The sequence below is a fragment of the Nocardioides stalactiti genome, from assembly GCF_014180715.1.
GTDB classification, from domain to species: Bacteria; Actinomycetota; Actinomycetes; order Propionibacteriales; family Nocardioidaceae; genus Nocardioides; species Nocardioides stalactiti.
The window spans coordinates 35,887-48,262 of the sequence record NZ_JACEFC010000020.1 but is presented as its reverse complement, the minus strand read 5'-3'; the positions used below and the strand labels follow the sequence as shown (position 1 = coordinate 48,262).

12 protein-coding genes and 1 pseudogene are annotated in these 12,376 nt (G+C 69.4%); 11 read left to right on the top strand and 2 right to left on the bottom strand.

The window, feature by feature from the left end; genetic code table 11:
• A pseudogene (locus H0487_RS06340) lies at positions 1–330 on the bottom strand (ATP-dependent DNA ligase); the annotation flags it as partial.
• 63 nt (positions 331–393) lie between these two features.
• Positions 394–981 (bottom strand): TetR/AcrR family transcriptional regulator, encoded by a 588-nt coding sequence (locus H0487_RS24220; RefSeq protein ID WP_183093377.1) that lies wholly within the window; start codon positions 979–981, stop codon positions 394–396.
• Between the two features lie 266 nt (positions 982–1,247).
• On the opposite strand from H0487_RS24220, the gene H0487_RS06330 reads away from it, so the two are divergent.
• The 11 genes from H0487_RS06330 (at position 1,248) to H0487_RS06280 (ending at position 12,360) form a co-directional block, all read left to right on the top strand.
• Positions 1,248–2,039: a DNA-3-methyladenine glycosylase family protein gene (locus tag H0487_RS06330; RefSeq protein ID WP_220793131.1), complete on the top strand. Its 792-nt coding sequence runs from the start codon at positions 1,248–1,250 to the stop codon at positions 2,037–2,039.
• 230 nt (positions 2,040–2,269) lie between these two features.
• Complete coding sequence (locus H0487_RS06325; protein WP_246383026.1) at positions 2,270–3,097, top strand: MlaE family ABC transporter permease; 828 nt, start codon at positions 2,270–2,272, stop codon at positions 3,095–3,097.
• A 3-nt stretch (positions 3,098–3,100) separates the two neighbouring features.
• The gene (locus tag H0487_RS06320) at positions 3,101–3,973 is read left to right on the top strand and encodes an MlaE family ABC transporter permease (protein WP_246383025.1); all 873 of its coding nucleotides are present in this window, start codon (positions 3,101–3,103) and stop codon (positions 3,971–3,973) included.
• A gap of 8 nt (positions 3,974–3,981) precedes the next feature.
• Positions 3,982–5,028 (top strand): MCE family protein, encoded by a 1,047-nt coding sequence (locus H0487_RS06315; RefSeq protein WP_183093376.1) that lies wholly within the window; start codon positions 3,982–3,984, stop codon positions 5,026–5,028.
• Positions 5,025–6,062, top strand: coding sequence for an MCE family protein (locus H0487_RS06310; protein WP_183093375.1), 1,038 nt, complete (start codon positions 5,025–5,027; stop codon positions 6,060–6,062). Before H0487_RS06315 ends, H0487_RS06310 begins: the two co-directional genes overlap by 4 nt.
• Positions 6,059–7,036 carry an MCE family protein gene (locus tag H0487_RS06305; protein ID WP_183093374.1) on the top strand — a complete coding sequence of 326 codons (978 nt, stop codon included), beginning with the start codon at positions 6,059–6,061 and terminating at the stop codon, positions 7,034–7,036. Before H0487_RS06310 ends, H0487_RS06305 begins: the two co-directional genes overlap by 4 nt.
• Complete coding sequence (locus H0487_RS06300) at positions 7,036–8,175, top strand: MCE family protein (RefSeq protein WP_183093373.1); 1,140 nt, start codon at positions 7,036–7,038, stop codon at positions 8,173–8,175. Before H0487_RS06305 ends, H0487_RS06300 begins: the two co-directional genes overlap by 1 nt.
• A complete protein-coding gene (locus tag H0487_RS06295) occupies positions 8,175–9,386 on the top strand; it encodes an MCE family protein (RefSeq protein ID WP_183093372.1) in 1,212 nt (403 codons plus the stop codon). The genes H0487_RS06300 and H0487_RS06295 overlap by 1 nt, the downstream gene beginning before the upstream one ends.
• Position 9,387: 1 nt before the next feature.
• Positions 9,388–10,485, top strand: a complete 1,098-nt coding sequence (locus tag H0487_RS06290; protein WP_183093371.1) for an MCE family protein — start codon at positions 9,388–9,390, stop codon at positions 10,483–10,485.
• Positions 10,482–11,048, top strand: a complete 567-nt coding sequence (locus H0487_RS06285) for a hypothetical protein (RefSeq protein ID WP_183093370.1) — start codon at positions 10,482–10,484, stop codon at positions 11,046–11,048. The genes H0487_RS06290 and H0487_RS06285 overlap by 4 nt, the downstream gene beginning before the upstream one ends.
• Positions 11,049–11,076: 28 nt before the next feature.
• A complete protein-coding gene (locus tag H0487_RS06280; RefSeq protein WP_312855844.1) occupies positions 11,077–12,360 on the top strand; it encodes a phospholipase D-like domain-containing protein in 1,284 nt (427 codons plus the stop codon).
• Positions 12,361–12,376: the final 16 nt, after the last annotated feature.

Here is a 12,376-nt window from a genome sequence, read left to right as displayed (position 1 = left end):
GTCGGCCGCGCGGCCGAACAGCGCGGTGACACCGGCCGCGCGGGCCGCCACCGACCCGGGCCCGGCCAGCGAGCCGAGCTGCTCGAACGCCGCGTCGACCTCCGTGACGGACAGCGAGGGCGTCTCGGCCGGGGCGGGCAGCGTCTGCAGGCCGCGCCAGCCGAGCCCGGTACGACGTTGGCGGAGCCGGCCGCTGAGGAAGACCGCGACGAGCGCGCGCTCCTCCGGCTCGGCCCGCGTCAGCAGGCGCGCGATCTCGCTGGTCTTGGCCTTGCGCGAGCGCATCTCCCCGATCCGGGCGGACGCGTCGACGACCTCGTGGAGCAGCACGGCCCCGACGTTATCCGGGACCGCCCCAGCGGCCTGGCCCGCCGACCGCGGTCCGGGGCGCGGTCAGTGCGTGGCTTCGAGCACGGCGGCCGTGACGGCGCCGCGGATGACGATCTCGTAGACGCTGTCGAGGTCCTCCTCGATGTCGCCGAAGTAGCCGGCGGCCTCCAGTGAGACGAAGCCGTGGAGGGCGGCGAAGACGGCCATCCCGGTCGTCAGCACCTGATCCTCGGCGAGACCGGCGGAGCGCACCATCACCGCCAGCGCCTCGAGGGTCTCGAGAGCGGCGGCGAAGAACGCCTCGCGGTCGATGGGCGGCCGGGTGATCGCGGCGTAGCGCTCCGGCTTGGCGCGGGCGAAGGCGCGCAGCTCATGGCTGAGGACGCGCAGCCCGTCGGCCCCGGCGTGGCCCATGGCGGCACGGCGGACGTGGTCGCCGAGCAGCCGCATCGCGCGGATCTGGACCGACGCACGGAGGTCGTCGAGGTTGGCCACGTGGTTGTAGAGCGAGGAGACCCGGGTGTCGAGCTCCGAGGCGAGCAACGTCATCGTCAGCGCGTCGTAGCCGTCGCGGTCGACGAGCGTCTCGGCCGCCTGCAGGACGGCCTCCTGGTCGAGGCGGGCGCGGCGTGTCTCGGGAGTCGTGGTCACGTCGAGGTCCCCTTCCTGACTTGCCGGACTGCTGTCCCGGATTGTTGTCGTAGTTCTGCGAATCACTTTCGTGTCCGAGGGACAGCCTAGTGTTCTTTCCCGTGGAGGAGGCCGAAGCGGCGCGTTCGTGGCGCCCGGACTGGCCGTGTGCCGTGCGCGCCACCCTCGCGCAGCACCGCCGCGGCGGCGCAGACCCGACGCTGCGCCTCGCGGCGCCGGGAGAACCGGGGCCCCACTGGCGCGCGAGCCGCACGCCGGAAGGCCCCGTGACGCTCTCCGTGGACGCGCGCACCAGCGAGGGCCTGGTCGAGGCTCGCGCCTGGGGGCCGGGTGCGGGCTGGGCCCTCGACCAGCTGCCGGCGCTCCTCGGCGCCGACGACGACTGGACCGGCTTCGAGCCGCGCCACCCGGTCGTGGCCGAGGCATGGCGTCGCCACCCGCACGTGCGGCTGAGTCGGAGCGGCCGGCCGTTCGAGTCGCTGGTCCCGACGATCATCGAGCAGAAGGTGACCGGCAAGGAGGCCTTCGCCGGCTTTCGCGACCTGGTCCGCAGGTACGGCGAACCGGCGCCCGGACCCGGTCGCGCCGCTGGGCTGCACCTCCCTCCGACGCCCGAGCAGGTCGCCGCTGTGCCGTCGTGGGCGTGGCTCGGTCTCCACGTCGACCCGGCGCGCTCCCGCGCCCTGGTGACCGCCGCGCGGCACGCCGACGCCCTCGATCGCATCGTCGCGCGCGGTGCCGACGGAGGTGCCGACACCGCGGACGCGCTCGACCGGGCCCTGCGCAGCCTTCCCGGGCTCGGAGCGTGGACGAGTGCCGAGGTCCGCCAGCGGACCCTGGGCGATCCCGATGCGGTGCCGTTCGGCGATTTCCACGTAGCCAAGGACGTGGGTTGGGCGTTGACCGGCCAAGAGATCGACGACCGGGAGATGGCAGCCCTGCTCGAGCCCTGGAGACCGCACCGGGGACGGGTCGTACTGCTTCTCGGAGCCGCCGGATTGCGGCGTCCGAGGCGTGGTCACCGAGCGTCTCTTCGTGGACACTTTCCCCACGTGTGACGTTTTCTCGTGATATCTGTTACACCGAGCAACAGGCAAAAGAGCCTGCGGCGAAGGTACCGAGCGACAGGGGTGGCGCATGGGACGTGCATCGCTGCTCGCTCTTTTTCTCCTCGGCCCGCCTCAGGTGCTCGTGCTCAGCGACACGCCGGAGGCGGTGGCCGGATGACACCAGCCGCGAAGTTCAGCTCCCGAGCTTCGTATGCCCGCCTGTATGAGAAGGGGCCGCGATGACGGCAGTGATGGCCGGGGGACGGTCGATCTTCGACAATCTCAACGGAAGAGCCAAGGCGGGCGTGGTGACCACGGGCAAGCTCGTGGTGCTGTCGGTCGAGGCGTCGCGCTTCATCGCGACGGACATCATCCAGCGCAAGTTCTCCTGGACCGAGTTCCTGCTCCAGTGCTGGTTCATGACGCGGGTGTCGCTGCTGCCGACGATCCTGGTGTCGATCCCGTTCGGCGTCATCACGTCGGTCCAGATCGGCGCCGCGGCCAACCAGATCGGTGCCCAGTCCTTCATCGGCGCGGTCAACGGCATCGGCGTGCTGCGCCAGGGCGCACCGTTGGTGACGTCGCTGATGATCGCCGGCGCGGTCGGGTCGGCCATCTGTGCCGACCTCGGCGCCCGGACCGTGCGTGAGGAGCTCGACGCGCTCAAGGTCATGGGCATCTCGCCCACGCAGCGCCTGGTCGCGCCCCGCGTGCTCGCCGCACTGCTCGTCGCGCTCATGCTCACCGTGGTCTGCGCGATGACCGCGATGACGACCGCGTTCATCATGGTGGTCGGCACGGGCCAGATCTCAGCCGGCACCTACATCGAGTCCTTCGTCGGGCTGAGTCAGCCGACGGACCTCTTCCTCGCCGAGTTCAAGGCGTTGATCTTCGGTTTCATCGCCGTCATCGTCGCCGCCCACAAGGGGATGAACGCCCACGGCGGTCCCAAGGCCGTGGCCGACGCCGTCAACCAGGCGGTGGTCCTCAGCGTGATCCTGCTCGCCGTCGTCAACGTCGGCATCACGCAGGCCTACGTGATGCTCGTTCCCCAGGGGGTGGCGTGAACCATGGCTAACGTCCAGCCACGAGCCCGGGGCGTCGGCGAACGACTCTCCGACGGCATGGTCGGGGTCACCGACTCCCTCATGGGGGGGCTCGCGACGCTCGGTTCGTTCGCGACCTTCTCCTGGGAGGTCTTCAAGAACATCCCGTCGACGCTCGCGCTCTATCCCAAGGAGATGTTCCGCCAGCTCAAGGACATCGCCTGGGGCAGCGGCGCGATCCTCGTCGGCGGCGGCACCGTCGGCGTCATGATCCTGCTCTCGATCGCGGCCGGTACGTCGATCGGCATCGAGGGCTTCAACGGCCTCGAGATCGTCGGCCTGGCGCCCCTGACCGGCTTCATCTCGGCCAGTGCCAACACCCGCGAGCTGGCGCCGCTCATCGCGGCCCTCGCGCTCGGCGCACAAGTCGGCTGTCGGTTCACCGCGCAGATCGGCTCGATGAAGATCCACGAGGAGATCGACGCCCTCGAGGTCATGGCGGTCAACCCGATGCGCTACACGGTGACCACCCGGGTGATCGCGTGCATGCTCGCGATCCTGCCGCTCTACCTGATCGGCCTCATCGGCAGCTACGCCGCCTCACAGGCCTCGGTCGTGATCCTCTTCGACCAGTCACCGGGTCAGTACGACCACTACTTCTCGACCTTCATCCAGGGTCGCGACGTCTTCTTCTCAGTGATCAAGATCCTCATCTTCTCGCTGACGATCGCGCTCATCCACTGCTGGTACGGCATGCGGGTGGGCGGCGGTCCCCAGGCGGTCGGCGAGGCGACGGGCACGGCGATCCGCGCCAGCATCGTCTCGATCGTCGTTCTCGACATGATCCTCACCCTGATCTTCTGGGGCGGCGATCCAGGCTTCCGGATCTCGGGGTGAGGTGACAGATGGCAAGGGAGCTCCCACGGCACACCCTCGCGCGGCGCGGCATGGTCGTGCTCGTCGCGCTGGCGGTGATCGGCGTCTTCATCTCGCTGCGCAGCAACGGGACGTTCGGCGCGAAGCCGCACGTGTCCGCGGTCGTGGCCGACGCCGGCGGCGCACTGCGCAAGGGTTCGGACGTCAAGATGGACGGGGTCATCGTCGGCAAGGTCAGCGCCGTCGAGCGTGACCAGGAGTCCGGCGGCGTGTCCATCGACATGGAGATGTCGGAGGCGGACCTCGAGCACGTCCCGGCCAACGTCGTCGCTCGCGTGCTGCCCGCGACCGTGTTCGGCACGACGTTCGTCGACCTCGTGGTGCACGGCACCGCCGACGAGGACCAGCTCGAGGCCGGTGCGGTCATCGACGCCGACACCACCCAGGAGACGCTGGAGTTCCAGCAGGCCCTGGACGACATCGACCGCCTCGTCACGGCGCTCGGGCCCAAGGAGCTCGCCTCGGCGATCGGCTCCGCGTCCCAGGCGCTGCAGGGGCGCGGCAACCAGCTCGCCGCGACGGTCAACACGCTCAACTCCTACCTGGGTCGCCTCAACCCGCGGATGCCCGCGGTGCGCGACGACCTCGCGGCGCTCGACGTGACGACCGAGGTCGTCGACGACATCGCGCCCGACCTCCTCGACGCCACCGAGGACAGCCTGGTCTTCCTCAACAGCCTGATCCGACAGGAGGCGGCGCTGACCGCGCTCATCACCGGCGGTACCGAGCTCGCCGACATGGCCGACGACTTCCTCTCGCACAACCAGCAGCGGCTGGTGCGCTGGATCCGCGGCACGGGCGGCTTCATCGACATCCTGTACGACAACCGGCGGGCCGGCTTCACCGACGCGATCACCCTCAACATGGCGCTGGGCGACCTGGTGCCGGCGGCGATCCGTGAGGGCTTCGTCAAGGCCGAGGCGACCCTGACGACGGGGCTGCCCGACTACTACGGAGCGGGTGACCGTCCGTCGTTCCGCACCGGCTTCAGCTCGATGGTGGGAGGGACCCAGTGACCGGGATCAGGTCAGTCGCGGCGAAGGTCGCCGCGTTCGCGTTGGTCAGCATCCTGCTGCTGCTCCTGCTCGTGAACACGATGCAGAACGGCGTCTCGGGCGACACCCGCGAGTACAAGGCAGAGTTCGCCGACGTCAGCGGCCTGAAGGTCGGCGACGACGTCAAGGCCGCCGGTGTCCGGGTCGGACAGGTGACCGGGATCGAGACCACCGAGGAGGGTGCGGAGATCTCCTTCGTCCTGGTCGAGGACCAGAAGATCTACGACACCACCCAGATGATCATGCGCTACCAGAACCTCCTGGGGCAGCGCTACATCCAGCTGAGCCAGGAGGGCGTTCGCGGCGACGAGCTGAAGGATGGCGCGACCATCCCGATGTTCGTGACCGAGAACGGCCAGCAGCGGTGGCGCACGGACCCGGGCTTCGACCTGACCGAGCTGCTCAACGGCTTCCGGCCGCTCTTCGAGATCCTCCAGCCCGGAGACGTCAACCAGCTGGCGACCTCGCTCATCAAGGTCCTCCAGGGTGAGGGCGGCACGATCGAGGGCCTGCTCCAGCAGACCGCCGAGCTGACCAGCTTCGTCGCCGACCGCGACGACGTCATCGGTGACGTGATGACCAACCTGACGCCGGTCCTGGAGAACCTCGCCGGTCAGGGCGACGAGCTCCGGGCCACCGTGGTCGAGCTCAAGGACCTGATGACGGCCCTGGCGCGCGACCGCAAGACCATCGGGTCGTCGATCGACGGGATCAGCCAGCTGGTCGGTGCGACCAGCTCGCTGCTCCAGGACGTGAAGGTGCCGATGACGCGGACGACCGACCGGCTCGCGGCGGTCGCGGCGATGTTGTCGGACTCCCGCGGCGACCTCGACGACGCCCTCGAGGCGTTCGGCACGATCTTCGAGTCCCTGGGTCGCGCCGCGTCGTACGAGAACGCGCTCAACGTCTATGTCTGTTCGTTCGCCATCGCCCTCGGCAACACGGCGATCAACCCTGCCGGCAATAACGGCCCGTGGTCGGAGGTGTGCCGATGAAGCCCATGAACGAACGGGACCCGTTCAAGATCGGCCTGGTGGCCATCGTCGTCCTCGGCATCGTCGGGGCCCTGGTGGTCGTGCTCAGCGTGGCCAACTTCGGCACCAAGACCTACACCGCCGTGCTCGAGCACACCGGTGGCCTGCGGAGCGGCGAGGACGTCCAGGTCCACGGCGTCTCCAAGGGCGAGGTCACCGGGATCGAGCTCGACGAGGACCGCGTCCTGGTGACGTTCGTGCTCGACAGCGACATCGACCTGGGCGCCCGGACCGAGGCGACCGTCAAGGTCGCCACGCTCCTCGGCACCCACTACCTCGAGGTCAACCCGCTCGGCAGCGGTGAGCTGGCCGACGACCGGATCGAGCTCGCGAACACCTCCGTGCCCTACAACCTCCAGGACGTCCTGGAGAGCGGGGCCGACGCGCTGCAGGAGCTCGACCCCGAGCTGCTGGCCGACGCGCTCAGCGAGATGGCCGGCACGCTCGGCGCCTCGCAGGACCAGATCCGACCGGCGCTCGAGGGCGTCGCCCGGCTCTCCGAGGTCATCGCGACCCGGTCGGACCAGACCGGTGCGCTGCTGACCGCGGCCCGCAGCGTCACCGACCAGCTCGCCGAGAGCAACGACGACATCATCGGCCTGATGAGCCAGACCAACCTGGTCGTCACCGAGGTGACCGCCCGGCGCGAGGCCATCCACCGGCTGCTCGTCGAGACGACCGAGCTGGCCCGGGCGCTGGAGTCGATCGTCGAGTCGACGAAGGGGAAGCTGCAGCCCGCGCTGCGCGACCTCAGCGACGTGATGGCGTTCCTCAACCAGCAGGACGACCAGCTCAAGCGGGTCCTCGAGGTCATGGCACCGGCCGTGCGTTACGTCGCCAACGCGGCGGGCAACGGTCCGTGGCTCGACCTCTTCACCGACCCACCGGCGATCCCGGCCGACGACACGTCGTGCCGCCTGCGGGGTGACTGCTGATGAGCACCCAGCGCAACAACAACGGGGACAACGGGAGGGTGACCGTGCCGACCGTCATGGTGCAGGTCGTCGAGGACGTGCGGGCCCCGCGCGGGCGCCGCGGGATCCGCGCGCTCGGGATGCTCCTGGTCGGGGCCCTGGTGCTCCTGACCACGTCGTGCAGCAGCGTGCCGGGCACCTCCGGCGGCAAGATGGAGATCACCGCCTACTTCCAGGACTCCGCGGGTCTCTTCGTCGGCAACGACGTCGGCATCCTCGGCGTCGTGGTCGGCAAGATCAAGGAGATCGAGCCCGACGGCGACCAGGTGAAGGTGACCCTCGAGGTCGACGACGACTACAAGGTCCCGGCCGACGCCGGCGCCGTGGTGGTGGCGCGGTCGGTGGCCACCGACCGCTACGTCGAGCTGACCCCGGTCTACAAGAGCGGGCCGACGATGAAGGACGGCGCCGAGATCCAGATCGACCGCACGCGGACGCCGGTCGACTTCGACGAGGTGCTCGCGACGCTCAACGACTTCGCCACCGGCATCGCCGGCTCGAAGAACGCCAAGCGGGCGATCGCGCGCTTCATCAACCAGGGCACCGCTGCGCTCAAGGGCAACGGCTCGCTGATCAACCAGACCGTGCACGCGCTCCAGGAGGGCGTCAACGGGCTGCACTCCCAGCGGGACAACGTGAGCTCGACGCTGCGGTCGCTCGACATCCTGCTGACGGCGGTGTCCGCCAACGAGGCGACCGCCCGTCGGTTCATCCAGCAGGTCGCCGCCGCGGCGGACCTCCTGTCCGACGAGCGGGAGAACTTCCGTACGGCGCTGGAGTCGCTCGACGACGCCGTGACCGTGGTCGCGGAGTTCGCCGTCGACAACCGCGAGGAGATCGTGGAGGCCCTCAACGGGTCGACCAAGGTGATCCGCAACCTGCTCGAGAGCCAGCGGGACCTGACCGAGATCCTCCGGGTGATGCCGCTGGCGCTGGAGAACCTCGAGATGGCCCGCAACGGCGACCGACTGCCGGTGACCTTCGACCCGGTGTCCCTGGACCCGCTCGGCGGGATCCTCGCCGGGCTGTGCCCGCAGCTGCCGCCGGCTCTCTGCAACCTGATCGGCACCGACCCGCTCGGATCGCTGGGAGGCAACTGATGACGCGCACGATGCGGACCTTCCTGGTCGCGACGGCCGCCACCGCCGTCCTCGTGACGGCCTCCGGCTGCTCGACCACGATGCGGGACCTGCCGATCCCCGGCACCGGGGTCTCGGGCGACACGATCGAGATCAAGGCCGAGTTCGACGAGGCGCTCAACCTCGCCGAGGGTGCGCCGGTCAAGGTCAACGGCGTCGACAGCGGCAAGGTCACCTCGATCGACATCGACGACTACACCGCGATCGTGTCGATGGACGTCCGCAAGGACGCCAAGCTGCACGACGGCGCGACCGCGCGACTGCGCTACACGACGCCGCTCGGTGAGCTCTTCGTCGACGTGACCAACCCGCCGCAGGGCGAGGAGCTGCCGGGCGGATCGACGCTGACGCTCGACGAGACGGACACCGCGCCGACCGTCGAGGACGCGCTCGCCCAGGCGTCGCTGCTCATCAACGGTGGTGGTCTCGACCAGCTCCAGACCATCACCGAGGAGCTCAACACCGCGCTCGGCGGCAACGAGGAGGACGTCCGGCTGCTGCTGACGCAGGCGAGCACGTTCCTCACCGAGGCCAACGCGACGACGGCCAACATCGACGCGGTCCTCAACTCGCTCAACTCCCTGTCCGGGACGCTGGGCGACCGCGAGGAGGTCATCAACCGCGCGATGCGGGAGATCCGCCCGGCAGCTGCCGTGCTGCGGCGCGCCACCCCGGAGCTCACGGCCCTGCTCAAGGCGGTCCAGCGGTTCTCCGCCACTGCCAACGAGACGGTCAACGCGACCCGCTCGCAGCTGCTCGCTCTGCTCGGCGAGTTCGAGCCGACCCTGGCCGAGCTGGCCTCCAACCGGGGCCGGTTCAACGAGATGCTCCGCAAGATCTCGCGGGCCGGCGACGCCCTGCGCGGCGTCGTGCCCGGTGACTACCTGTCGATCTCGATCGACCTGCACCTCGACGGGATCCAGGCGACCAGCCTGCCGGCGCTCCAGGACCTGCTCGACCTCCTCAACATCACCGGTCCGATCGGTGACGTCCTCGACCAGCTCGGTCTCGGCGACCTTCTCGGCCAGCTGCCGCTCAGGGCGCCGACGACGTCGCCGAACGGCACGACGAGTGCCGACCCGGGCGACGACGGAGACGACCGGGGCGACGGACCGCCCAACCAGCTGTCGCTCGACGGCCTGCTGAGCGGGCTTCTCGGGGGAGGGAACTGACATGCCGAGCGTGCGCAACATCCTGACCGACCGGCTCTACCTCAGCGCCGTGGGCGTCGTGGTGGTCTTCCTGCTCGCGGTCGCCTACCTGTTCGCGGCGGTCCTCGACCAGCCGTTGACCTCGCGAGCGACCAACCTCAAGGTCGAGCTCGAGCAGACCGGTGGCCTGTTCGAGGGCTCGGCGGTCACCTATCGCGGCATCAAGGTCGGCAAGGTCACCGAGATCGTGCCCTCCGACGAGGGCGTGGTCGCGAGCGTGCGGCTCTCGGCCGGCACGGACATCCCCGCGAGCTCGTTGGTCAAGGTCCGCAGCCTCTCGCCCGTCGGTGAGCAGTACCTGGACTTCCAGCCGAAGTCCGCGGAGGGCCCGTTCCTCGAGAGCGGCGACACCATCCCGGCCGAGGCGACCGACATCCCGCGCAGCCTCAGCTCGACGGTCGTCGCGGTCAACGAGGTGCTGCGCCAGATCGACGACAAGAAGCTGCGGATCGTCCTGGGCGAGCTCAGCACCGCGCTCGCCGGGACGGGCGACGACCTCGGTCGGATCCTCGACCAGGGCACCGACCTGCTCGCGACGCTCGACGAGGTGTGGCCCGAGACCAACCGGGTCATCACCAACGCCGGCACCGTGCTGCGGATCGTGAGCGACAACGCCTCGACCCTGCGCGACCTCGGCACGAAGGCCAAGCAGTTCGCGTCGTTCCTGCGCAGCTACGAGCCGGAGTGGCAGCGCGTCCTCGACCGGACCCCCGGGCAGATCGACGACCTCAAGGCGCTCATCCGTGACGCCGACGAGGTGCTCCCGGGCTTCCTCGACGTGGGCGTGAGCTTCACCGACATCGTGATGTCCTACGAGCCGCACCTGCGCACGTTGCTGCAGACGTACTCGAGCGGCCTCGGTGCCGTCCTCGCGGTGCTGCGCGGCGGGCAGCTCCACCTGGAGCTGATCCCCGTCCGCACGGCCCGTTGCGACTACGGCACGGCCCGGCACGAGCCCTTCGACCCGGAGCGCTACGGGTTCAACACCGAGGGTGCCTGCTCGGCGTCGTTCGCCCGCCTCCAGCGCGGTGCGGCCCACGCCCCGGGACCCGTCCGATGACGGTGCAGAAGGTCGAGACGTCAGGAAGGGCCCCGGAGCAGACCTACCGGATCGTGATCCTCGTGCTCGTCGCCGCCCTCGTGGTGGCCGGGTGCGTGGTGATCTGGCTCGTCTCCGAGCGCAACAAGGCCAACGACGAGGTGGCGGACCAGAAGACCGAGATCGCGTCGTACGCGGCCGGGCCCGAGGCGCGGGACGTCGCCGAGGAGATGCTCCTCGAGATGATCGAGTTCGACTACAGGGACCTGGACGACGAGTACGTCTGGCTCGACAACTTCAGCAGCGAGGAGCTGCGGTCGCGGTTCGAGCGCCAGGTCCCCAAGCTGACCAAGCTCATCAAGACGACGAAGTCGTCGGCCGAGGGCGAGGTCGTGCAGATCGCCTACAACTCGATCGACAGCGACTCGGCGACGGTCCTGGCCTTCGTCCGGCAGAGCCTCACGGACGCCAACAACAAGCAGGGCGTCATCGAGGAGCAGTGGACCACGCTGCAGATGGTCCGCGACGGCGACGGCTGGCTGATCGACAACATCGACATCGTCACGGTCCCGCCGCCGACGTGATCCTTGCCCTCCCACTAGATTGACTGCCGTGGGAAGGCAGGGAGCGCGGAGCGGTCGCGACGGGGACTCCAGGGGCATCGGGCTCTACGGGTTCGTCCGCCGACTGCTGCTGACGATCCTGGGTGTCCAGGTCGGTCTGGCGGTGACGATGTCGCTCGTCGACTCCTACCGCCGACGCGGCAAGCGGCCCAAGCCGTTCCCGACCCGCGAGCCGAACACGGTGACGGTCGGCGACGGCGAGGTCACCACCTACACCTACGGCCGCGACCTGTACGACGACATGCTCGCGGCGATCGACGGCGCCCAGAGGCAGATCCTCTTCGAGACCTATATCTGGAAGGGCGACGCCACGGGGGAGCGGTTCAAGCGGGCGCTGGCGGCCGCCGCCGACCGTGGCGTCGAGGTCTACTGCATCTACGACGGCTTCGCGAACCTCGTCGTCGCGCCGACGTTCAAGCGGTTCCCGTCGTCGATGAAGGTGCTGCGCTACCCGATCTACTCCGCCGGCTGGCGGTTCTTCGACCTGCGCCGCTATGGCCGCGACCACCGCAAGATCCTCGTCGTGGACGACCACACCGGCTTCATCGGTGGCTACAACATCGGGTCCGCCTACGAGACGGAGTGGCGCGACACCCACGTGCGCGTCACCGGGCCGGCGGTCTGGGACCTCAAGCGGGCGTTCGCCGACTTCTGGAACCTCAACCGACGTCGACGGCTCCGGGCCTCGGAGCGGCCGCTGCTCCTGGAGACCGCCTCGACCTGGGAGCCCAAGATCCGCTTCCAGCGCAACGTGCCCCGGCTCTGGGTCTTCCCGATCCGGGGGATGTACCTGGAGGCGATCAACCGGGCCAGCCGCAACATCTGGCTCACCCAGGCCTACTTCCTCGCCGACCAGGACTTCGTCGACGCCCTCAAGGACGCCTCCCGCCGCGGGGTCGACGTGCGCCTGCTGCTGCCGTTGAAGTCCAACCACATCGTGGCCGACTGGATCTCGCGCGGGTACTTCAGCCAGCTCCTCGACGCGGGCGTCCGGATCCTGCGCTACCGCGACGCGATGGTGCACGCCAAGACCGCCACCGTCGACGGGACCTGGTGCACGGTCGGCACCGCCAACATCGACCGGCTCAGCCTCCAGGGCAACTACGAGATCAACCTCGAGGCCATCGACGAGGGCCTGGCCAAGCAGCTCGAGGACGTCTTCCTCCTCGACCAGTCCCACTGCCTGGAGCTGACGAGCGGGGAGTGGGAGGCACGCGACCTGCACCGCAAGTTCACCGAGGCCTTCCTGATGCCGCTCCGCCCGCTGCTCTGACGTGACCCGACGGCTG

What these genes read in the sequence shown, in the direction of transcription:
- H0487_RS06290 (WP_183093371.1), top strand. Translation starts at nt 9,388, where the DNA reads ATGCCGAGCGTGCGCAACATCCTGACCGACCGGCTCTACCTCAGCGCC.
- H0487_RS06295 (WP_183093372.1), top strand. Translation starts at nt 8,175, where the DNA reads ATGACGCGCACGATGCGGACCTTCCTGGTCGCGACGGCCGCCACCGCC.
- H0487_RS06320 (WP_246383025.1), top strand. Translation starts at nt 3,101, where the DNA reads ATGGCTAACGTCCAGCCACGAGCCCGGGGCGTCGGCGAACGACTCTCC.
- H0487_RS06325 (WP_246383026.1), top strand. Translation starts at nt 2,270, where the DNA reads ATGACGGCAGTGATGGCCGGGGGACGGTCGATCTTCGACAATCTCAAC.
- H0487_RS06285 (WP_183093370.1), top strand. Translation starts at nt 10,482, where the DNA reads ATGACGGTGCAGAAGGTCGAGACGTCAGGAAGGGCCCCGGAGCAGACC.
- H0487_RS06300 (WP_183093373.1), top strand. Translation starts at nt 7,036, where the DNA reads ATGAGCACCCAGCGCAACAACAACGGGGACAACGGGAGGGTGACCGTG.
- H0487_RS06315 (WP_183093376.1), top strand. Translation starts at nt 3,982, where the DNA reads ATGGCAAGGGAGCTCCCACGGCACACCCTCGCGCGGCGCGGCATGGTC.
- H0487_RS06305 (WP_183093374.1), top strand. Translation starts at nt 6,059, where the DNA reads ATGAAGCCCATGAACGAACGGGACCCGTTCAAGATCGGCCTGGTGGCC.